Genomic DNA, 18,836 nt, shown 5'->3' on the forward strand with positions numbered 1-18,836 from the left:
GCAAGATCTACTGCCACAAGGGATTCCGTTGCACGATCGTCGATGCGCGACGAAATACCGCAGACCCTCGGTCGTAACAGTTAGCAGGGAGGCTTCCGCATGGCCCACGGCCGCATCACCATCCGCGAAGGCGCGGGCCATCCGTTGCTCGACGACGTCGCCAAACAGATCATCGAGCAGCTACAGGAGGACGGGCGGCGGCCGTACGCGGCGATCGGCAAGGCGGTCGGCCTCTCCGAGGCGGCGGTCCGGCAGCGGGTGCAGCGCCTGCTCGACGCGGGCGTGATGCAGATCGTGGCGGTGACCGACCCGCTCCAGCTGGGATTCCCTCGGCAGGCCATGATCGGCGTCCGTACCACCGGCGATCTCGAAGCGATCGCGGACCGGCTGGCCGAGCTCGACGAGATCAACTACGTGGTCATCACCGCGGGGTCGTTCGAGCTGCTCACGGAGGTGGTCTGCCGCAACGACGACCATCTGCTCGACATCCTCCAGCGGATCCGGGCGGTGCGGGGTGTGGTCTCCACCGAGGCGTTCGTCTACCTCAAACTACGGAAGCAGACGTACACCTGGGGCACGGCATAGCTGCGGAAACCGTAGTAGATCGCGCCACACGCCACGGTTTCCGTCGCGTCAGGCTCTTGCCACTCTCGGAATCGCTGTGCGATAACCGTAAGGACCGCGACGACGATTCCGATGGGGCTGATCATGGCCAAGCCGACCGACCATCTCTGGATGCACTTCACCCGGATGTCCAGCTTCCGCGACGGCGAGGTGCCGACCATCGTGCGCGGCGAGGGCTCGTACGTGTGGGACGACAAGGGCCGCCGCTACCTCGACGGGATCGCCGGCCTGTTCACGGTCAACGCCGGGCACGGCCGCACCGAGCTGGCCGAGGCCGCCGCCAAGCAGGCGGCCGAGCTGGCCTACTTCCCGATCTGGGGCGTCGCACACCCGACCGCGATCGAGCTGTCCGAGCGGATAGCCTCGCTCACCCCCGGCGACCTCAACCGCGTGTTCTTCACCACCGGCGGCTCCGAGGCCGTGGAGACCGCGTGGAAGCTGGCCCGGGCGTACTTCCGGAAGACCGGCCGGCCGGGCAAGCACAAGGTGATCAGCCGTTACCTCGCGTACCACGGCACCACGATGGGCGCGCTCTCCATCACCGGCCTGCCCGCGATCAAGGCGGACTTCGAGCCGCTGGTCACTGGCGGCGTCAAGACCGCGAACACGAACATCTACCGCGCGCCGGTGCACGGCGACGACCCGGAGGCCTTCGGCGTCTGGGCCGCGGACGAGATCGCGCGCGCGATCGAGCGCGAGGGCGCGGACACGGTCGCCGCGGTCTTCCTGGAGCCGGTGCAGAACGCGGGCGGCTGCTTCCCGCCGCCGCCCGGCTACTTCCAGCGGGTCCGGGAGATCTGCGACCGGTACGACGTGCTGCTCGTCTCGGACGAGGTGATCTGCGCCTGGGGCCGGCTCGGCGACTGGTTCGGCGCGCTGCGCTACGGCTACCAGCCCGACATCATCACCACCGCCAAGGCGCTCACCTCCGGGTACTCGCCGCTCGGCGCCACCATCGCCAGCGACCGGCTGATCGAGCCGTTCCTGCGCGACGGCGTGGCGTTCCTGCACGGCATCACGTTCGGCGGGCACCCGGTCTCGTCCGCGGTCGCGCTCGCCAACCTGGATCTGATCGCCCGCGAGGACCTCAACGGGCACGTGCGGGCGAACGAGGGCGCGTTCCGCGCGACGCTGGAGAAGCTGCACGACCTGCCGATCGTCGGCGACGTGCGCGGCGACGGCTACTTCTACGGCATCGAGCTGGTCAAGGACAAGACCACCCGGGAGACGTTCGACGACGCCGAGTCGGAGCGGCTGCTGCGCGGGTTCCTGTCCGACGCGCTGTTCGAGGCCGGGCTCTACTGCCGCGCGGACGACCGTGGCGACCCGGTCGTCCAGCTCGCGCCGCCGCTGACCGCGGGACAGGCCGAGTTCGACGAGATGGAGCGCATCCTGCGGTCGGTGCTCACCGAGGCGTACGCCCGCATCTGATGGACGTCTCGCTCTGGATGGCCACGGCCGGCGACGATCTGACGCCCCGGCCGCCGCTGCCCGGCGATCGCGACGCGGACGTCGTGATCGCCGGCGCCGGCTACACCGGCCTCTGGACCGCGTACTACCTGGCGAAGGCGGACCCGTCGCTGCGGATCACGGTGCTGGAGAAGGAGATCGCCGGGTACGGCGCGTCCGGGCGCAACGGCGGCTGGTGCTCCGCGTACTTCCCCGCCTCCACCACCGCCATCGCGCGGCGGCACGGCCGGGACGCCGCGATCGCCATGCAGCGCGCGCTGGAGGACACGGTCGACGAGGTCGGCCGGGTCGCCGGGGCGGAGGGCATCGACTGCCACTTCCGCAAGGGCGGCAGCCTCACGCTCGCGCGCACGCCCGCCCAACTCGCCCGCGCCCGCGCCGCCGTGGCGGAGGCCGCCGACTTCGGCTTCGACCTGGAGCCGCTGGACGCGGCCGAGGCCTCCGCCCGGTGCGCCGCCGCCGGCGTGCTCGGCGGCACCTGGACGCCGCACTGCGCCGCGATCCACCCGGCCCGGCTGGTGCGCGGCCTGGCGCGCGCGGCGGAGCGGCTCGGCGTCACGATCCACGAGCGGACGCCGGTCACCGCGCTGGCGGCCGGCGCCGCGGTCACGCCGCACGGCCGGGTGCGCGCGGACGTGGTGGTGCGCGCCACCGAGGGCTACACGGCCACGCTGCCGCGCGGGCGGCGCGCGGTGGCGCCGATCTACTCGCTGATGGTCGCCACGGCGCCGCTGCCGGAGTCGTTCTGGGCCGCGACCGGGCTGGCCGCGCGCGAGACGTTCAGCGACTACCGGCACCTGATCATCTACGGCCAGCGCACCGCGGACGACCGGCTGGCGTTCGGCGGGCGCGGCGCGCCGTACCACGCCGGCTCGCGGGTCTCGCCCGCGTTCGACCGCGACCCGCGCGTGTTCGCCGCGCTCACGGCCACGCTCCGCGACCTCTTCCCCGCGCTCCCCGGCGATCGGGGCGTCACGCACGCCTGGGGCGGCCCGCTGGGCGTGACCCGCGACTGGCACGCCTCGGTCGGCCTCGACCGCGGTCTCGGGTGGGCCGGCGGCTACGTCGGCGACGGCGTCGGCAGCAGCAACCTGGCCGGCCGCACGCTCGCCGACCTGATCCGCGGCGTGGACTCGCCGCTGACCCGCCTGCCCTGGGTCGGCCACCGGTCCCCGCGCTGGGAGCCGGAGCCGCTGCGCTGGCTCGGCATCAACGCCGGCCTCACGCTGATGGCCACCGCCGACGCCGCCGAGTCCCGCTCCGGGCGTCCCTCCCGCCGCGCCGGCCTGGTCAACCGCCTGCTCGGCCACTGACCGGCCGCATGCGAAAGGCCCCGGGCCGCTCGCGCGGTCCGGGGCCCCTCGGGTGGTGCGTCAGGGCAGCGGAGCGCCGCCCGGCTGGAGCACGCCGTTCACGGTGAGCGTGTACGGCGCGTACTGCTGGATCTGCTCGGTGGGCTCGTCGTACGCCACGACCGCGACCACCTTCGGGAAGGCGGCGAGCAGCAGCGTGGAGAGCTGGCCGAGCTTGAGCGAGTTCTTGCCGTCGTACTCGAACTGCCAGGAGACGCCGAGCTTCTCGTCGATGCCGATCAGCTTGACGTTCCAGTTGGCGACCGGGGTCGGGGAGACCTCGGACGGCGAGTCGAACGGGTCGAGGCTGGAGCCGTCGCTGATCAGCGTGCCGCCCACGGTGACGTCGTCGACGAGCAGGCCGCCCTCGTTGACGCCGCCGTCGGAGACGTACCGAATGTTGATCAGAACGGTCTGGCCCGCGTACGCCGACAGGTCGTAGCTGTGCGGCTGGAACCCGTCGGTGTGACCGTTCAGGCCGGGCCCGAGCGGGGCGTCGACCGTCTTGTCACCGGGGATGACCGTGTAGGTCTTGCCGCCGTCCGTCGACACGGAGACGTACCCGTAGTCGTAGTCGATCTCGGCGCCGTACTTCGCGAGGAAGCTCAGCGTCGGGTCGGCCGCCGGCACGGTGGTCTCGAAGATCGCGGCGGCGTCGGTGTTGTTCGCGTTGCCGGAGAACAGCACCGGGTTGCCCGACCGGTCCGGGTCGTCGGTGACGACGGTCCACTCCAGCGGCTCGGTGGGCAGCGTCTTCGCGCCGGAGAACTGCACCGAGCGGAGATCCCTGCCCTTGAGCGCCTTGCCGTTGCGGTCCTGGAGCAGCACGTAGTCGGCACCGTTGGGTGCGGCGCCGGGCGTGGCGTAGGAGGCCGGGTTGGCGAGGTTGACCGTGGAGTTGAGGCTCGCGGAGGTGACCCGGTTCTTCGGGACACCCAGCGAGACGCCCCAGCGGCCGCCGACGACCTTGTCCAGCAGCACCATCGACTGGTAGTCGTGGATCAGATCGTGGACGTCCTTGACGCCCTCCTTCTTCGCGAGCGCGGCGACGCTGGCGAGGCCCTGGAGGTCGGCGTCGCGGTGCAGCGCGGTCAGGAAGTCCGCACCGTACCGGTCGTGGAGGAACTGCATGAACTCGTACGCGTTGCCGTAGTCGGCGAGCACCGCGGCCGGGTTGGGGCTCTCACCCCAGAGGTTCAGCGAGTTCTCCGGGCCACCGCAGTCCCGGGGGTTGTTGTAGTCGGTCTGCACCGGGCCGAAGCCCTGGAAGCAGACCAGGTGGACGTCCTGGCCCGGCTCGTACACCGTGGCGGCCGTGTTCGAGTAGCCGACGAGGTACTGCGCGTAGTCGGCCAGGCCCTCGTCCACCCAGGTCAACTCGTCCGGGTCCACGTAGGACAGCAGCAGGTGCTGCCACTCGTGGGCGAACGTGCCCTCGTACGCCCGCGGGCGCGCCGGCCGGCTGGTGCACGGGTCGTCGGTCACCTCGTTCGGCGGGTTGGCACCGGTGCGGTGCGCCCAGTCGAACGCGTCGATCGTCATGACGTTGCGGTCGGTGTAGTTGTTGATCGCCGTGGAGAAGAAGCCGGCGATGTACGTACTCGCGGCCGGGAAGTCGTAGAAGTTGTCGTCCCGCACGTTGTCCACCAGCGTGACGGTCTTGTCGCCGTCGCCGGTGAAGTCGCCGTCGATCGTCGCGTTCGTACCGTCGCGGTCCGGAGGCGTGCTGAACGCCGCCGTCTCCTTCGGGAACATGTTCGTGTCGAACTCGACGACCAGGTCGTTGACCTGCTGGTCGGTGACCACGGTGGCGCCGGTGGGGTTACGGCAGTCGCCCTCGGGGTAGGCGGTGTCGTTCGCGACCCACACCTCGATCTTGTCGCCCACGCCACGGAGCGTGTAGTCCTTCAGGTAGTACCGGCCCTGCGCGTCGTCGAGGGCCAGCCACTGACGGACCGTGCCGACCGCGGGCGTGCCGGCGGCCGCGGTGGCCGCCGCGCTCTTCCGCGCCTTGGTCGAGGGGCCGGCGTCGAGCTTGTAGCTCTTCGCCTTCTCCTGATCCAGCGCTCGCATGTCGCTGGCTTGGGGCTCGATCGTCCCGCCGGGCTCGGCCGACGCGGGCAGCGCCGGTATCAACGCCACGAACGGCAGCGCCAGGATCGTCGCCGCCGCTCCCCGGACAACATGGCTGCGTGCCATGAATCTCCCTTCGGAGGGGTTCTCGTTCGGCCCGGCCGCACATGCACATCGATCTGAGCTTGGCAAATGCGTCTATCGCCGGACCGGACGTGACGTTACGCCGAAGGCGGGGCCGTGACCTCTCCACAGGAGGCTTCAAGGGAAATCCCGGATAACACGATCCGAACGAAAACCCAAAAAGGGCAAATTGGGCAGTACGAACGGCGGCGTGGCCGTGAGAGACGCCGGGCGATGGATCAGGCGGGCGGGATGACGCGCAGGTGACCGCGGCGGCCGGTCTGCGGCCCGGGCTGCCCCGGCGCCGGCTTCTGCTCGTAGTCCTCCGGGCGCGGCTGCACCGGCCGGGCCGCCTCGCGCACCGCCTCGGCGAGCGCGACCAGATCGTCCGTGGTCGGCGGCGGCGGTGTGAACTCGCCCTCGTGCCGCACCAGTTCCCAGCCCCGCGGCGCGGTCAGGCTGCGGGCGTGCGGCTCGCACAGGTCGTAGGTGTGAGGCTCGGCGAACGCGGAGAGCGGCCCGACGACCGCGGTCGACTCGGTGTAGACATACGTCAGCGTCGCGACGGCCTGCCGGGGGCAGCCGTTCCGGGAGCAACGCCGTGGTGACCTCACGGCAGAACGTTATCTCTCTTACCCGCTCCGCGCCCGCGCGCGCGAACGCGACACGCCGACCGGGCGATGATCACGATTCGGCGACACGCGGCAACGCGCGGTACCGGCCCGCGTCGCGCACGGCTCCGGCGGGACTACCCTGGGAGCCGTGACCGAGCGGACCAGCCCTGCCAACGGGGGCCCGATCAGCTCCGGCCCCGGCCGTCGCCCGCGCCGCGACCGCCACGGGCGAGGGCTGCGCGGCCGGCTGGTGCCCGCGACCGTGCCACTGGCCCGGACGAAGGCGGAGATCTTCGACGACCTGGTGCTGGACACGGTCGAGAGCCTGGAGCGGCGATACGCGAAAGAACTGGCCGGCGTCGAGTTCGCGGTCGAGGACGTGCCGCCGGACCTGAACGTCTACGACAGCGACGTGCTGGAGGACGGCGAGGTGCCGCTGGCCAGGCTGCTGCCCGGCCGCCCCGGCCGGCAGGAGGTCCCGCCGCGGATCGTGCTCTACCGCCGCCCGCTGGAGTTCCGCGCGATGGACCGCGAGGACCTGGCGGACCTGGTGCACGACGTGATCATCGAGCAGGTGGCGAACCTGCTGGGTGTCGACCCGGACGAGCTCTCCTCGTAACCGCTACGAGACGCCCCCCGGCCGGACTCGCCCGGCCGACACCGTCGCCTGTGGACACCGGACCACGGCGGATCAGGCCGCGCGGCGCTTGAGCTTGCGGCGCTCCCGCTCGGAGAGCCCGCCCCAGATGCCGAACCGCTCGTCGTGACCGAGCGCGTACTCCAAGCACTCGCCCTTGACCTCGCACCGGCCGCAGATGCGCTTCGCCTCCCGCGTCGATCCCCCCTTCTCGGGGAAGAACGCCTCCGGGTCGGTCTGCGAGCAGAGCGCCCGCTCCTGCCACTCCGGCGCATCCCCGAGCAGGTCGGCCACTTCCACTTGGCCGTCCATCAACGTGCCTCCTTCGTAGCCGGCGGCGTCGCCGGCTGATCCCCCACGCGGAAGCGTGTCCAGCTACGTACGTACCACACGTCGTCTCGCCATCTGACAGCAAGTGTCCGAATCGCGGCAAGTATGGCCTTCCGTTCGCACAACCCCATCGAAATTACACGCGTGTTATGCGTGCGTCGTCAAGCCGAACCTGATAAATAGGGTCACTTTCCCGGAGCGCCACCGTGCGTGGTCCCGTAACCTGCCCTATCGATTCAGACCCGGCCGGGGTAACGCCCGATCGGCGCGTCGCGCGGGAAAAAGCTCAGACGCGGCCGTACGCGGTGGTCCGCTGACGCGCCGGACGACCGGCCTTCGCGGCGATCTCGTGCAGCTGCGCCACGGTACGCGCGGAGCCGTGATCCGACCCGGCCATCCGGGAGATCGTCTCCTCCATCAGCGTGCCGCCGAGGTCGTTGCAGCCGCCGTTGAGCATCGCGACCGTACCCTCGTCGCCCAGCTTCACCCAGGAGCACTGGATGTTGGAGATCCGCCCGTGCAGCAGCACCCGGGCCATGGCGTGCACCACGCGGTTCTCCCGCCACGTCGGGCCGGCCTTCGCGATGCCGGCCAGGTAGATCGGCGCGTTGGTGTGCACGAACGGCAGCGCCACGAACTCGGTGAAGCCGCCGGTCCGGTCCTGGATGCCGGCCAGCACCCGGAAGTGCTGCAACCACTGCCGCGGGTGGTCGACGTGGCCGTACATCATGGTGCTGCTGGACCGGATGCCCACCTCGTGCGCGGTGGTGACCACGTCGATCCAGGCGGACGCGGGCAGCTTGCCCTTGGTCAGCACCCAGCGCACGTCGTCGTCCAGGATCTCCGCGGCCGTGCCCGGGATCGTGTCCAGGCCGGCCTCCTTCAGCTCGGTCAGCCACTCGCGCACGGAGACGCCCGCCTTCGCGGCCGCGGTCACGATCTCCATCGGCGAGTACGCGTGCACGTGCATCTCCGGCACCCGGCGCTTCACCGCGCGGACGATCTCCGCGTACGCGCTGACCGGCATCTTCGGGTCGATGCCGCCCTGCATGCACACCTCGGTGGCGCCGAGCCGCCACGCCTCCTCGGCCCGGTCCGCGACCTGCTCCACGGAGAGCCGGAACGCGTCCGCGTCCCGCTCCCGCTGGGCGAACGCGCAGAACCGGCAGCCCACGTAGCAGACGTTGGTGAAGTTGATGTTCCGGTTCACGATGTACGTGACGTCGTCGCCGGCCGCGTCCCGTCGCAGGTCGTCCGCGATCCGGGCCAGCTCGTCCAGCGCGCTGCCGTCCGCGTTGAACAGCGCCATCGCCGCGTCCGTGTGCTCCTCGCGCAGCAGCGCGCCGGGGTCCTCGGCGGCCAGCCTCAGGCCGGCGAGCACGTCGGTCGGCAGCTTCTCCCGCGTCCCGGCGGACGTACGCGCGGCGTGCGCGGCCACGTCGCCCCAGTCGCCGTACACCTCGTCGAAGTCGCCGCGCCGATCCTCGGTGCGGCCCTCCTGATCAATGGAGACGTGCAGGTCGACGCGGCCGCCCGGCACGAACGCGTCCTCCGGCTCCTGCCACGGACGGCCCACCGGCATCGCCGACTCGTCCGCCAGCCCGGTCGCGGCGTCGGCCAGCGCCGCCACGTGCCCGCGCACCCGCGGGTCGATCCACGGCTCGCCGCGCACCACGTAGTCCGGGTACACGGTCAGCCGCTCGCGCAGCGTGAACCCGGCCTCGGCGCTGCGCCGGGCCAGCTCGTCGATCTGCGGCCAGGGGCGCTCCGGGTTCACGTGGTCCGGCGTCACCGGGGACACGCCGCCCCAGTCGTCGATGCCGGCGCGCAGCAGCAGCGCGAACTCGTCGTCGATCAGGTTCGGCGGGGCCTGGATGCGCATCGCCGGGCCGAACAGGATGCGGCCGACCGCGATCGTGGCGGCCAACTCGTGCAGCTCCGCGTCCGGCATGCCACGCATCGCGGTGTCCGGCTTCGCGCGGAAGTTCTGAATGATCACTTCCTGGATGTGGTGGTACTCGCGCTGCGTCCGGCGGATCGCGAACAGCGACTCCACCCGCTCCGCGCGCGTCTCACCGATGCCGATCAGGATGCCGGTGGTGAACGGCACGCCCACCCGGCCCGCGTCGTCGAGCACGCGCAACCGTACCGCCGGCTCCTTGTCCGGCGAGCCGAAGTGCGGGCCGCCCTTCTCCGACCACAGGCGGGTGGCCGTGGTCTCCAGCATCATGCCCATGCTCGGCGCCACCGGCTTCAGCCGCGTCAGGTCGGCCCAGGACATCACGCCCGGGTTCAGGTGCGGCAGCAGGCCGGTCTCCTCCAGCACCGCCACCGCGCAGGCGCGCACGTAGTCCAGCGTGGAGTCGTAGCCGCGCTCGTCCAGCCACTGCCGGGCCGCGTCCCACCGGTCCTCGGGCGCGTCGCCGAGCGTGAACAGCGCCTCCTTGCAGCCCTGGGCCGCGCCCTCGCGCGCGATCGCCAGCACCTCGTCCCGGTCCAGGAACGGCGCGGCCAGCTTGTGCGGCACGGTGGCGAACGTGCAGTAGTGGCAGCGGTCCCGGCAGAGCCGGGTCAGCGGGATGAAGACCTTCTTCGAGAACGTCACCACGCCCGGGCGGCCGGCCTCGCGCAGGCCCGCGTCGCGGATGGCGCCGGCGATCGTCAGCAGTTCGTCGAGCTGCTCGCCGCGCGCGGCGAGCAGCGTGGTCGCCTCGTCCGCGTCGAGCGCCTTGCCCTCGGCCGCGCGGCGCAGCGCGCGCCGGATGCTCGCCTCGGTCGGCTGCGTGTCCCCGAATGCTGTCTCGGCCATTCCGAAAGACTAGGCCGTGGATCACCCGTCACCGGGGGTACGCCCACCGGTAATTGTGATCACACGGCCCGTATTCGGTTCGGCGGAATAAATGAGTTACCGACCGTCCGAATCCCGCGGCGGTGCCGGCGGCGCGCTCTGCGGCGCGTCGTACCGCGGCTCCTGCGGGACGGCCGGCGGGACCGGCGGTGCGGACTGCGGCGCGGGCGGTCCCGACTGGGGCGCCGGGTAGTACGGCTGCTGCTGCGCGACCGGTGAGCCGGCGGGCGGCTGCACCGGGTACGCGGCCGTCTGGTCCGCCCCGAAGTTCTGCGGGTCGCCGTAGGGCGCGCCGTACTGCTGCTGCGGCGGGAAACCGTACTGCGGCGGCTGCCCCGGCTGCGGAGCCTGACCCGGGTACGGCTGCTGCCCCGGGTACGGCTGTCCCGGGTAGGGCTGCCCCGGGTACGGCCCCTGCTGCCCCGGGTACGGCTGGCCGGGATGCCCGTACATGCCCGGCATCGGCGGCGCCGGCTTCGGCCGCGGCGTGTAGTAGTGCGCCTGGTAGATCGTCCACACGCCGTACGCGACCAGGCCGAGCACGGCGGCCCAGGCCAGGCGCGTCAGCAGCTGGGAGAACGCGTTCAGCGGCGAGTCGACGGCCAGGCTCACCACGCCCACCAGCAGGCCGAACAGCAGCCCGAAGAACGCGGACACCGCGTACTCCGCCAGCGCGACCGTGACGATCAGCTTCGCCCGGGACACGGCCGGCGTGACGAACACCGCCAGCAGCACCGCGATCAGCGGGAACGCGATCGTGGTGAGGCTGATGAAGCCGTCGAAGGCCTGCCCGGCGCGGCCGGTGAAGGTGGCGTCACCGGCGCCGAACTGCACCAGCATCGCGAGGAACGCGACGAACAGGAAGACCGCGTTCGCGCCGAGCAGGACGAGCGCCGCGATCTCGCGGAGCGGCTCGACCAGCTCGCGGGCCGGCTTCTTCTCGGCCGGTGCCGGGTCGGGTTGGGTGGTCACGGCTCCCCCTGGGAAGTCATGTGCGTCGTTGTGTCGGCGCGGTTGTCCCGCGCAGCCTAGCGTCCGCCCCCGGACCGCCGCGACCGGCGGCCGGTGCGATGAGTAAGGATTGGGGCATGCGGATTACGGTCTTGGCCGGCGGCATCGGCGGTGCCCGTTTCCTCCAGGGCGTGCGGGCCCACGCGCGCACCCTGCCGGACGGCGACGTCACGGCGGTGGTGAACGTCGCGGACGACACCCGCATGCACGGTCTGCGCATCTCCCCGGACCTGGACAGCGTCATGTACACGCTGGGCGGCGCGCACGACGCGGAGCGCGGCTGGGGCCAGGCCGGCGAGACGTGGACGGTCAGCGGCGAACTGAAGGCGTACGGCGCGGAGCCCACCTGGTTCGGCCTCGGCGACAAGGACATCGCCACCCACCTGGTCCGCACCACCATGCTCGACGCCGGGTATCCGCTCTCCCGGGTCACCGAGGCGCTCTGCACCCGGTGGAACCCGGGCGTCCGGCTGATCCCGGCCACCGACGACCGGCTGGAGACGCACGTGGTCGTGGACCTGCCCGGCGAGGGCCAGCGCGCGATCCACTTCCAGGAGTGGTGGGTCCGGCACCGCGGCAACGTACCCACGCATCGGTTCGTGTTCGTCGGCGCGGACGCGGCGAAGCCCGCGCCCGGCGTGCTGGACGCGATCGCCGCGGCCGACGTGATCCTGATCGCGCCCAGCAACCCGGTGGTGAGCATCGCCCCGATCCTGGCCGTGCCCGGCCTGCGCGACGCGCTGGCGTCCGCGAGCGCGCCGGTCGTCGGCGTCTCCGGCATCATCGGCGGCTCGCCGGTGCGCGGCATGGCCGACAAGTGCCTGGCCACCATCGGCGTCGAGTGCAGCGCCGCCGGCGTCGGCGCGCTCTACGGCCCGCGCGCGGACGGCGGCCTGCTGGACGGCTGGCTGGTCGACACCGCGGACGCCGGCCTGGAGATCCCCGGCGTGCGGGTGGCGTCCGCGCCGCTGTGGATGACGGACGAGACCGCGACCGCCGCCATCGTCTCCGCCGCGCTCGCGCTGGCCGCGTGAAACCCGGCACCTCACTTGATCGTTTTCCTGGCATGAGCGGAGAGAGCGCCGTGACCGACCTGCTGGTCCTGCCCGTCACCGGCATCGGCGAGATCGGCCCCGGCGACGACCTGGCCGCCACCATCGCGGAGGCGGCACCCTGGCTCCAGGACGGCGACGTGCTGGTCGTCACCTCCAAGATCGTGTCGAAGTCCGAGGGCCGCCTGGTCCCCGTACCCGCCGAGGAGGGCCCGGCCCACGACGCCGCCAAGGCCGAGGTGCTGCGCGCCGAGACCGCCCGCGTGGTCGCCACCCGCGGCCGGACCACGATCGTCCAGACCCACCACGGCTTCGTCATGGCCAACGCCGGCATCGACGCGTCGAACGTCGAGCCCGGCCGCCTGGTCCTGCTCCCCACCGACCCGGACGCGTCCGCCCGCGCGCTGCGCGCCGCCCTCCACGCCCACACCGGCCGCGACCTCGCCGTGATCATCTCCGACACCATGGGCCGCCCCTGGCGCAACGGCCTCACCGACGTCGCGCTCGGCGCCGCCGGCCTGTCCCCCATCGACGACCACCGCGGCCGCACCGACTCGTACGGCAACGAACTCCACGTCACCCAGATCGCCGTCGCCGACGAGTTGGCCGCCGCCGCCGACCTGGTGAAGGGCAAGGCCGACGGCGTCCCGGTCGCCGTGGTCCGCGGCTATCCCCTGCCACCGGCCGGCGACGACGGCCCCGGCGCCCAGATCATGGTGCGGGACGGCGCGTCCGACATGTTCTCGCTCGGCACCGCCGAGGCCCACGCCGCCGGCCTGCGCTCGGCCGCGGAGCTGCCGCCGGCCCCGCTGTTCCGCCCCCCGTCCCTCCCCGACGAGGAGGACACCGCCGCCGTGGTCCGGGCGATCGCCCACGCCCTCCCGGCCGCCGCACCCGGCACCCTCTTCACCCACGAGAAGAACCCCGCGACGGTACGGGAGACCCCGCCCCCCGGCGTCGACCTCCCCACCGCCACCACCGACCTCATCATCTGCACCCCACCGCCGGCCCCCTCCCCGGCCGCGCTGATCCGCTTCGGCGCCGACATCCACCGCCTCCGCGCCTCCCTCGCCGCCGAGGGCCTGGCCTCCGCCGTCCTCACCGACGTGCCCCCGATCCTCCTCGCGGTCGGCCTGGCCTGAGCCGCCCCCGTCTCGTACCGCCAGCGACAGCTGCGTGTGTGGTCGGCGTCGGGTCGCGCAGTCGGCGGTCAGGGGCTGACGTAGTCGGCGAGGTGTTGGCCGGTGAGGGTGGCGCGGGCCTTGACGAGTTCCGCGGGTGTGCCCTCGAAGACGATCTCGCCGCCGTCGTGTCCGGCGCCGGGGCCGAGGTCGATGATCCAGTCGGCGTGGGCCATCACCGCCTGGTGGTGTTCGATGACGATGACGGACTTGCCGGCGTCGACCAGGCGGTCGAGCAGGCCCAGGAGCTGCTCCACGTCGGCCAGGTGCAGGCCCGCGGTGGGCTCGTCCAGGACGTACACGCCGCCCTTCTCGCCCATGTGGGTGGCGAGTTTGAGGCGTTGGCGTTCGCCGCCGGAGAGGGTGGTGAGGGGCTGGCCGAGGGTGAGGTAGCCGAGGCCGACGTCGGCGAGGCGGGCGAGGATGGCGTGGGCGGCGGGGGTGCGGGCGTCGCCGTCGCCGAAGAAGGTAAGGGCCTCGGCGACCGGCATGGTCAGCACCTCGCTGATGTCCCGGCCGCCGAACGTGTACTCCAGCACGGACGCCTGGAAACGCTTGCCCTCGCAGTCCTCGCAGGTGCTGGCCACGCCGGCGATCATGCCGAGGTCGGTGAAGATGACGCCGTTGCCGTTGCAGGTGGGGCAGGCGCCCTCGGAGTTCGCGCTGAACAGTGCCGGTTTGACGCCGTTGGCCTTGGCGAAGGCCTTGCGGATCGGGTCGAGCAGGCCGGTGTACGTGGCGGGGTTGCTGCGCCGGGAGCCGCGGATGGCGCTCTGGTCGATGGCGACCACGCCGTCGCGCGGCGAGATCGAGCCGTGGATGAGCGAGCTCTTGCCGGAGCCGGCCACGCCGGTGACCACGACGAGCACGCCGAGCGGCACGTCGACGTCGACGCCGCGCAGGTTGTGCAGGTCGGCGCCGCGGATCTCCAGGAAACCCTCGGGGGTACGCACGGACGGCTTCAGCGAGGCCCGGTCGTCGAAGTGCCGGCCGGTGACGGTGCCGCTGGCCCGGAGGCCGTCGACCGTACCCTCGAAGCAGACCTCGCCGCCGCTGGTGCCGGCGCCGGGGCCGAGGTCGACGACGTGGTCGGCGATCGCGATGGTCTCCGGCTTGTGCTCGACGACCAGCACGGTGTTGCCCTTGTCGCGCAGCCGGAGCAGCAGGTTGTTCATCCGCTGGATGTCGTGCGGGTGCAGGCCGGTGGTGGGCTCGTCGAAGACGTAGGTGACGTCGGTGAGCGAGGAGCCGAGGTGCCGGATCATCTTGACCCGCTGCGCCTCGCCGCCGGAGAGCGTGCCGGCCGGCCGTTCGAGCGACAGGTAGCCGAGGCCGATCTCGGTGAACGAGTCGAGCGTGTGCCGCAGCGTGGCCAGCAGCGGTGCCACGGACGGCTCGTCCAGCTCGGCGACCCAGCCGGCCAGGTCGGAGATCTGCATGGCGCACGCGTCCGCGATGCTGATCCCCTTGATCTTGCAGGCGCGCGCGCCCTCGCTGAGCCGGGTGCCGCCGCACTCGGGGCAGGTCTGGAACGTGACCGCGCGGTCGACGAACGCGCGGATGTGCGGCTGCATCGCCTCCACGTCCTTGGACAGGTACGACTTCTGGATCGACGGGATCAGGCCGCTGTACGTGAGGTTGATGCCGTCGACCTTGATCTTCGTCGGCTCGCGGTAGAGGAGGTCGTGCATCTCCTTCTTGGTGAACTTCTTGATCGGCTTGTCCATGTCGAAGTAGCCGCTGCCGGCGAAGATTCGGCCGTACCACCCCTCCATGCTGTAGCCGGGGATGGTGAGCGCGCCCTCGCCGAGCGACTTCGTGTCGTCGAACAGGGCGCTCAGGTCGATGTCGCTGACCGCGCCGCGGCCCTCGCAGCGCACGCACATGCCGCCGGTACGGGAGAACGTCGCCTTCTGCGCCTTGGTGGCCGCGCCGCGCTCGACGGTCAGCGCACCGCTGCCGCTGACCGTCGCGGTGTTGAACGAGAACGCGCTGGGCGGGCCGATGTACGGCTTGCCGATCCGGCTGAACAGGATGCGCAGCATCGCGTTCGCGTCGGTGGCGGTGCCGACCGTGGAGCGCGGGTCCGCGCCCATCCGCTGCTGGTCCACGATGATCGCGGTGGTCAGCCCGTCCAGCACGTCGACGTCCGGCCGGGAGAGCGTGGGCATGAAGCCCTGCACGAACGCGCTGTACGTCTCGTTGATCATCCGTTGCGACTCGGCCGCGATGGTGGCGAAGACCAGCGAGCTCTTTCCCGAGCCGGACACGCCGGTGAACACCGTCAGACGTCGTTTCGGCAGCTCGACGCTGACGTCCTTGAGGTTGTTCTCCCGCGCGCCGTGCACCCGGATCAGGTCGTGGCTGTCGGCGACGTGCATCGGTCCCCCGTCTGAGAAGCTCAGGCTTGCTGGATGCGGATGAGGTTTCCGGCGGGGTCGCGCACCGCGCAGTCGCGCACCCCGTACGGCTGGTCGGTCGGCTCTTGCACGATGTCCGCGTCCGCGGCCTGCAGCCGGTCGAACGCGCCCTCCAGGTCCTTGGTGGCCAGCAGGATACCGGCGTACGTACCCTTCGCCATCATCTCCGTGATGGTGCGGCGCTCGTCGTCCGTGATGCCCGGGTCCACGCCGGGCGGGTGCAGCACGATCGACGTGCCGGGCTGTCCGGGCGGGCCGACGGTCAGCCAGCGCATCCCGCCGTACCCGACGTCGTTGCGGAGCTCGAAGCCGAGCAGGTCGCGGTAGAAGGCGAGCGCGGCCTCCGGGTCGTCCTGCGGCAGGAAGCTGGCGCTGATGGTGATGTCCATGCCCGTCACCCTAGGTGCGCCGCGGTGACCTGGGCTTCTCGATTCCTGACCGGCCTGGTGACCGCCTTCGCCACGCACGAGGGAAGGTCGGTGCGCGCGGCCGAGCGCCGGTAGACGCCGGGCGGCACGCCGACCAGCTCGGTGAACCGGGTGGTGAACGTGCCGAGCGAGGAGCAGCCGACCGCGAAGCACACGTCGGTGACGCTGAGGTCCCCGCGGCGCAGCAAGGCCATCGCACGCTCGATCCGGCGCGTCATCAGGTACGAGTACGGCGACTCGCCGTACTCGGCCTTGAACCGCCGGCTGAGGTGCCCGGCCGACATGTTCACGTCCCGCGCCAGCGCCTCCACGTTGAGCGGCTGCGCGAACTCCCGGTCCATCCGGTCGCGGACGCGGCGCAACAGCCTGAGATCGCGCAGGTGCGGGGTGCTCACCTGCGCGATGATGCCACAGCTCAGCGAAACCAGAGCGCGATCCGGTGGTCCTCGTCCGTGACGTAGTGCGGGTGACCGTCGATCTCGGCAAGCCCCTCGACGTTGCGGAACGGCGCCAGCTCCGCGACCACGGTGCCCACGGTGTCCGGAAGGGAGAACCGCACGTGCCGGCACTCGACGCCGCCGCCGTGCGGGTGGTCGTCCAGCAGGATCGAGCCCTTGTTCAGCGCGTCGATCGAGCCGATGACCGCGTCGAACGTACCGTCCGGGCGCGCGGTGATCGCGCGGAACCCGGTGAGCGTGCCGGGCGGCGTGACGCCGGTCAGCACGTGCGCGGCGACCACGTGCGGCCAGGTGCGCGTGTCGCCGTCGAACATCGCCTCGATGCCGTCGATCTCCAGCAGGATCGGCTCGCCGTCGGTGGTGACCGGGAAGCGCAGGCCGATCAGCAGCGTGCCGGCCGGCGTGAACGCGGCGGCCTCGACGTTGACCGGGTGGTCGCCGGGTGCCAGCCGGTGCGTCCAGCTCTTGCCGCGCGCGGTGCCGCGGTCGGTGGTCTCCACGATGAACCGGGCCTGCGAGCGCTCGCCGGGCGGGACCGTGTCGATGCCGTGCGCGCGCAGCGCGTCGTTGAGCACGCGGTGCAGCCGGAACTGGTTGCGGACGATGTGGATCGGCACCGGGCCGCGCGCCGCGTCCTCCTCGCGGAACCGGGAGAAGAACGCGCGCCGGGGCCGCAGCGGCCCGCCCTTGGAGCCGAAGTGCGAGCCGATCGCGTAGACCCAGCCGTCCCGGTACGCCAGCGCCTCGCCGTCCTCGGTGCGGCCCGCCTCCCGGCCGGGCAGCACGCTCAGGTGGTGGGCGAACCAGTGGCCGGGGTCGTCGGCCCTCTCCAGCAGCAGCGCCAGGCACTCCTCGATCGGGCCCTCGTCCAGGACGGTCCAGAAGCCGCGGCGGGCGCCGTGAGCGGTGAGAAGGGCCTCGGAGTGTACGGGCAGGAGGTCGCTGGCTTCGTTGCCCGCGACGGCGAGCTCCACGGATTGCAATCGCGCACTGTTCACCGACACAGCGTAGGAGGCCTTGACCAGGGCCGGAATCTCATCGCGAAGACTCCGGCCCTGATCGCCCAGTCAGACGAGCGCGTGCTCGCCGCGCTGCTTGAGCTCGTCGACGAGCTGCTTGACGTCCTGGGCGCGGTCGCGCGGGCAGACCAGCACCGCGTCGTCGGTGTCCACCACGATCAGGTCGCGGACGCCCAGCGCGGCCACCAGGCGGCCGGAGTGCGGCACCACGACCAGGTCGCTGGAGTCCTTGATCAGCACCTTGGGGCGCTCACCCGACGCGTCCGCGCCGAGCACCATGTTGCCCGCCTGGTCCGTGGTGAGCACCTCGCCGAGCGTGTGGAAGTCGCCGACGTCGTTCCACCCGAAGTCGCCGGAGACGGTCGCGACCTGGCCGGCCGCGGCGGCGCCCTCCATGACCGCGTAGTCGACGGAGATGCGCGGCAGCGTCGGCCACACCTCGCCGAGCACGTCCTCCTGCTCCGGGGTCTCCCAGGCGGCGGCGATGCGCGAGATGCCGGACGCCAGCTGCGGCTGCTGCCGGGCCAGCTCGGCGAGGAAGACGTCGACGCGCCAGACGAACATGCCGGCGTTCCACAGGTAGCGGCCGGACGAGACGTACGACTCCGCGACCTCGAAGGTCGGCTTCTCCTTGAACTCCTCCACGCGCATCAGCGGGCCGCCGTCGATGTCGCCGCCGCACTGCAGGTAGCCGTAGCCGGTCTCGGGGTGGGTCGGCGTGATGCCGACCGTCATCAGCAGACCGGACTCGGCGCCCACGATCGCGGACCGGAGCACCTCGACGTACGCCTCGGCGTCCGCGATCAGGTGGTCGGCCGCGAACGAGCCCATCACGGCCTCCGGCTCGTGACGCGCGATCACGGCGGCGGCCAGCGCGATCGCGGCGCACGAGTCACGCGGCGACGGCTCGACCAGGATGTTGGACTCGGGCAGACCGGCCAGCTGCCGGGACACCGCGGCGGCATGCGACACGCCGGTCACCACGAACGTCCGCTCCGCCGGGGCCAGCGGCTCCAGCCGGGCCACGGTGGCCTGCAGCAACGAGTCGTCGGTGCCGGTCAGCGGGTGGAGGAACTTGGGGTGACCCGCGCGGGACAGCGGCCACAGGCGCGTGCCGCTCCCGCCTGCCGGGATGACGGTGTAGAACATGGGCGCCATCATGCCCGGTCAAGATGAGTGCTCGAGCGTGCCACACA

Annotated in this window: 16 protein-coding genes; 6 read left to right on the forward strand and 10 right to left on the reverse strand. The window is 71.8% G+C overall.

The features are described from left to right. Positions 1-99: 99 nt before the first annotated feature. The 3 genes from J2S41_RS29845 (at position 100) to J2S41_RS29855 (ending at position 3,407) form a co-directional block, all read left to right on the forward strand. Complete coding sequence (locus J2S41_RS29845) at positions 100-585, forward strand: Lrp/AsnC family transcriptional regulator (protein ID WP_310372630.1); 486 nt, start codon at positions 100-102, stop codon at positions 583-585. Between the two features lie 123 nt (positions 586-708). Then, positions 709-2,055 (forward strand): aspartate aminotransferase family protein, encoded by a 1,347-nt coding sequence (locus J2S41_RS29850; RefSeq protein WP_310372632.1) that lies wholly within the window; start codon positions 709-711, stop codon positions 2,053-2,055. Then, the gene (locus J2S41_RS29855; RefSeq protein ID WP_310372634.1) at positions 2,055-3,407 is read left to right on the forward strand and encodes an NAD(P)/FAD-dependent oxidoreductase; all 1,353 of its coding nucleotides are present in this window, start codon (positions 2,055-2,057) and stop codon (positions 3,405-3,407) included. Before J2S41_RS29850 ends, J2S41_RS29855 begins: the two co-directional genes overlap by 1 nt. Before the next feature lie 60 nt (positions 3,408-3,467). Here the strand turns inward: J2S41_RS29855 and J2S41_RS29860 are convergent, their stop codons facing one another. Further along, positions 3,468-5,645 carry an immune inhibitor A domain-containing protein gene (locus J2S41_RS29860; protein ID WP_310372636.1) on the reverse strand — a complete coding sequence of 726 codons (2,178 nt, stop codon included), beginning with the start codon at positions 5,643-5,645 and terminating at the stop codon, positions 3,468-3,470. Positions 5,646-5,881: 236 nt separating this feature from the next. Next, complete coding sequence (locus J2S41_RS29865; protein ID WP_306838402.1) at positions 5,882-6,256, reverse strand: DUF3499 domain-containing protein; 375 nt, start codon at positions 6,254-6,256, stop codon at positions 5,882-5,884. 250 nt (positions 6,257-6,506) lie between these two features. On the opposite strand from J2S41_RS29865, the gene J2S41_RS29870 reads away from it, so the two are divergent. Beyond that, positions 6,507-6,875 (forward strand): metallopeptidase family protein, encoded by a 369-nt coding sequence (locus J2S41_RS29870; protein ID WP_306839767.1) that lies wholly within the window; start codon positions 6,507-6,509, stop codon positions 6,873-6,875. A gap of 72 nt (positions 6,876-6,947) precedes the next feature. On the opposite strand, the gene J2S41_RS29875 is transcribed toward J2S41_RS29870, so the two are convergent. From J2S41_RS29875 to J2S41_RS29885, 3 genes are all read right to left on the reverse strand, one after another. Continuing rightward, complete coding sequence (locus J2S41_RS29875; RefSeq protein WP_033339648.1) at positions 6,948-7,205, reverse strand: WhiB family transcriptional regulator; 258 nt, start codon at positions 7,203-7,205, stop codon at positions 6,948-6,950. Positions 7,206-7,509: 304 nt separating this feature from the next. Next, positions 7,510-10,032: a bifunctional FO biosynthesis protein CofGH gene (locus J2S41_RS29880; RefSeq protein WP_310372641.1), complete on the reverse strand. Its 2,523-nt coding sequence runs from the start codon at positions 10,030-10,032 to the stop codon at positions 7,510-7,512. Between the two features lie 96 nt (positions 10,033-10,128). Beyond that, positions 10,129-11,043 carry an ABC transporter permease gene (locus J2S41_RS29885; protein WP_310372643.1) on the reverse strand — a complete coding sequence of 305 codons (915 nt, stop codon included), beginning with the start codon at positions 11,041-11,043 and terminating at the stop codon, positions 10,129-10,131. Positions 11,044-11,159: 116 nt separating this feature from the next. Here J2S41_RS29885 and cofD point away from each other — a divergent pair, with 116 nt between their 5' ends. After that, the gene (gene cofD / locus J2S41_RS29890; RefSeq protein WP_310372645.1) at positions 11,160-12,116 is read left to right on the forward strand and encodes a 2-phospho-L-lactate transferase; all 957 of its coding nucleotides are present in this window, start codon (positions 11,160-11,162) and stop codon (positions 12,114-12,116) included. A 32-nt stretch (positions 12,117-12,148) separates the two neighbouring features. Further along, complete coding sequence (locus J2S41_RS29895; protein WP_310372647.1) at positions 12,149-13,276, forward strand: coenzyme F420-0:L-glutamate ligase; 1,128 nt, start codon at positions 12,149-12,151, stop codon at positions 13,274-13,276. A 68-nt stretch (positions 13,277-13,344) separates the two neighbouring features. Here J2S41_RS29895 and J2S41_RS29900 read toward each other — a convergent pair whose 3' ends face one another. From J2S41_RS29900 to J2S41_RS29920, 5 genes are all read right to left on the reverse strand, one after another. Further along, complete coding sequence (locus tag J2S41_RS29900) at positions 13,345-15,696, reverse strand: ATP-binding cassette domain-containing protein (protein WP_310372649.1); 2,352 nt, start codon at positions 15,694-15,696, stop codon at positions 13,345-13,347. Between the two features lie 20 nt (positions 15,697-15,716). After that, positions 15,717-16,124, reverse strand: a complete 408-nt coding sequence (locus tag J2S41_RS29905) for a VOC family protein (protein WP_310372650.1) — start codon at positions 16,122-16,124, stop codon at positions 15,717-15,719. 5 nt (positions 16,125-16,129) lie between these two features. Beyond that, positions 16,130-16,504, reverse strand: coding sequence for a helix-turn-helix transcriptional regulator (locus J2S41_RS29910; RefSeq protein ID WP_310376595.1), 375 nt, complete (start codon positions 16,502-16,504; stop codon positions 16,130-16,132). Positions 16,505-16,578: 74 nt separating this feature from the next. Continuing rightward, entirely contained in the window at positions 16,579-17,619 is a 1,041-nt protein-coding gene (locus J2S41_RS29915) for a hypothetical protein (RefSeq protein ID WP_310372651.1), read from the reverse strand. Positions 17,620-17,688: 69 nt separating this feature from the next. Then, a complete protein-coding gene (locus J2S41_RS29920; RefSeq protein ID WP_310372653.1) occupies positions 17,689-18,789 on the reverse strand; it encodes a mannose-1-phosphate guanylyltransferase in 1,101 nt (366 codons plus the stop codon). Positions 18,790-18,836: the final 47 nt, after the last annotated feature.

Origin of the sequence: Catenuloplanes atrovinosus, assembly GCF_031458235.1 — a bacterium.
Classification (GTDB): Bacteria; Actinomycetota; Actinomycetes; order Mycobacteriales; family Micromonosporaceae; genus Catenuloplanes; species Catenuloplanes atrovinosus.

Excerpts from the sequence above, each read along its gene's own strand:
- J2S41_RS29845 (WP_310372630.1), top strand. The coding sequence starts at position 100 with ATGGCCCACGGCCGCATCACCATCCGCGAAGGCGCGGGCCATCCGTTG.
- J2S41_RS29850 (WP_310372632.1), top strand. The coding sequence starts at position 709 with ATGGCCAAGCCGACCGACCATCTCTGGATGCACTTCACCCGGATGTCC.
- J2S41_RS29855 (WP_310372634.1), top strand. The coding sequence starts at position 2,055 with ATGGACGTCTCGCTCTGGATGGCCACGGCCGGCGACGATCTGACGCCC.
- J2S41_RS29860 (WP_310372636.1), bottom strand. The coding sequence starts at position 5,645 with ATGGCACGCAGCCATGTTGTCCGGGGAGCGGCGGCGACGATCCTGGCG.
- J2S41_RS29875 (WP_033339648.1), bottom strand. The coding sequence starts at position 7,205 with ATGGACGGCCAAGTGGAAGTGGCCGACCTGCTCGGGGATGCGCCGGAG.
- J2S41_RS29880 (WP_310372641.1), bottom strand. The coding sequence starts at position 10,032 with ATGGCCGAGACAGCATTCGGGGACACGCAGCCGACCGAGGCGAGCATC.
- cofD (WP_310372645.1), top strand. The coding sequence starts at position 11,160 with ATGCGGATTACGGTCTTGGCCGGCGGCATCGGCGGTGCCCGTTTCCTC.
- J2S41_RS29895 (WP_310372647.1), top strand. The coding sequence starts at position 12,149 with ATGAGCGGAGAGAGCGCCGTGACCGACCTGCTGGTCCTGCCCGTCACC.
- J2S41_RS29900 (WP_310372649.1), bottom strand. The coding sequence starts at position 15,696 with ATGCACGTCGCCGACAGCCACGACCTGATCCGGGTGCACGGCGCGCGG.
- J2S41_RS29905 (WP_310372650.1), bottom strand. The coding sequence starts at position 16,124 with ATGGACATCACCATCAGCGCCAGCTTCCTGCCGCAGGACGACCCGGAG.
- J2S41_RS29910 (WP_310376595.1), bottom strand. The coding sequence starts at position 16,504 with ATGGACCGGGAGTTCGCGCAGCCGCTCAACGTGGAGGCGCTGGCGCGG.
- J2S41_RS29920 (WP_310372653.1), bottom strand. The coding sequence starts at position 18,789 with ATGTTCTACACCGTCATCCCGGCAGGCGGGAGCGGCACGCGCCTGTGG.